This is a genomic window from Providencia sp. SP181, from assembly GCF_050446505.1.
Classification (GTDB): Bacteria; Pseudomonadota; Gammaproteobacteria; order Enterobacterales; family Enterobacteriaceae; genus Providencia; species Providencia vermicola.
Window position 1 is genome coordinate 1 of sequence record NZ_JBBPXM010000038.1, and the last position, 937, is coordinate 937.

Below are 937 nucleotides of genomic sequence, written 5' to 3' on the forward strand. Positions count from 1 at the left end.
TGTAAGCCTGTGAAGGTGTACTGTGAGGTATGCTGGAGGTATCAGAAGTGCGAATGCTGACATAAGTAACGATAATGCGGGTGAAAAACCCGCACGCCGGAAGACCAAGGGTTCCTGTCCAACGTTAATCGGGGCAGGGTGAGTCGACCCCTAAGGCGAGGCAGAAATGCGTAGTCGATGGGAAACGGGTTAATATTCCCGTACTGGTGATAATTGCGATGGGGGGACGGAGAAGGTTAGGCTGGCCGGGCGACGGTTGTCCCGGTTTAAGGATGTAGGCAGGTGAATTAGGCAAATCCGGTTCACTATATGCTGAGGTCTGATGACGAGTCACTACGGTGGCGAAGTAGCTCATACCCCGCTTCCAGGAAAAGCCTCTAAGCTCTAGATTATCATTAATCGTACCCCAAACCGACACAGGTGGTCAGGTAGAGAATACTCAGGCGCTTGAGAGAACTCGGGTGAAGGAACTAGGCAAAATGGTGCCGTAACTTCGGGAGAAGGCACGCTGGCATTAGGTGAAGTGGTTTACCCATGGAGCTGAAGCCAGTCGCAGATACCAGCTGGCTGCAACTGTTTATTAAAAACACAGCACTGTGCAAACACGAAAGTGGACGTATACGGTGTGACGCCTGCCCGGTGCTGGAAGGTTAATTGATGGGGTTATCCGTAAGGAGAAGCTCTTGATCGAAGCCCCAGTAAACGGCGGCCGTAACTATAACGGTCCTAAGGTAGCGAAATTCCTTGTCGGGTAAGTTCCGACCTGCACGAATGGCGTAATGATGGCCAGGCTGTCTCCACCCGAGACTCAGTGAAATTGAACTCGCTGTGAAGATGCAGTGTACCCGCGGCAAGACGGAAAGACCCCGTGAACCTTTACTATAGCTTGACACTGAACATTGAGCCTTGATGTGTAGGATAGGTGGGAGGCTTTGAA

1 rRNA gene is annotated in these 937 nt (G+C 51.5%); it reads left to right on the forward strand.

The features are described 5' to 3' along the window. Window positions 1–937 (forward strand): 23S ribosomal RNA (locus AABS66_RS21615); the annotation flags it as partial.